The organism is Phyllobacterium sp. P5_D12, from assembly GCF_054049495.1.
In genome coordinates this window covers 1-787 of the sequence record NZ_JBFUMG010001071.1, presented here as the reverse complement: position 1 = coordinate 787, position 787 = coordinate 1, and the positions used below count along the sequence as shown (strand labels likewise).

The following is a 787-nucleotide window of genomic DNA, read 5'->3' as shown; positions in this document are numbered from 1 at the left end:
GAGCCTGAGTGTACTTAAAAGCAGCCCGTCCTTGGTGCGCAACACCGTGTCATCGACATGGCGTGCGTAGGGCACGTGCGTGGCAACCGAACGCTCCAGCTTGGCTTGCGCTCCAAAACGCATCTCCTTGCGCACCAGACGGGACATCATGCCTGGTCCCCCGGTGCATAGCTTCTAACGCCCCACAGGACTTTCGACTGTGGGGGAGTCCTTGCCCCCTTGACCCGGAGAATGTTGAAAATCTGCTCATCGCGTAATGTGAGGAAATAGCCGAAACTATGGATAGGCAAAACCAGGAACAGCGTGAAAAGGCTCTTGGTTGCCAGGAAGACCACCGCCGTTACCACCATGTTGAACATGGCATACATATATGGCACGCCAAAAAGCGTCGGTGCTCTCGTCAGAGCTTTGACCAGGGGGGTCATGTCAGGCGCTTCCTCGGTCATCTGTTCAATGACCCAAAGCGCTCTGAAAGAACGCCACGATCTGCGTCGAACCGAACACCAGCACAATCCCCATAATTACGGAACCGGCGATGCTCCAGGTGAAGCGTCCCGACCAGGCCAGAAAGCCGCAGCTGATGACGGCCAGGATTGCGAGCATCGAGGCAATCGGACCTGTAAGAATTGAAATAAGGGTCTGCAGCACACCTGTCACCGGTTGCAGGCTCTGTGCAAAGGCGTCCCCGGCAAAAATTGTGAACGATAACAATACGAAAGCTTGGAAAATTTTTGAACGTAAAAACATTGAACTACTCCACATGAAGAACAAATCCTTGGGACCACGT

2 protein-coding genes are annotated in these 787 nt (G+C 53.7%); both read right to left on the bottom strand.

The features are described from left to right. Positions 1–146: 146 nt before the first annotated feature. Entirely contained in the window at positions 147–446 is a 300-nt protein-coding gene (locus tag ACXJ5O_RS28760; protein ID WP_457302879.1) for a type IV secretion system protein VirB3, read from the bottom strand. 4 nt (positions 447–450) lie between these two features. Next, entirely contained in the window at positions 451–747 is a 297-nt protein-coding gene (locus ACXJ5O_RS28755; RefSeq protein WP_457302880.1) for a TrbC/VirB2 family protein, read from the bottom strand. Positions 748–787 lie beyond the last annotated feature (40 nt).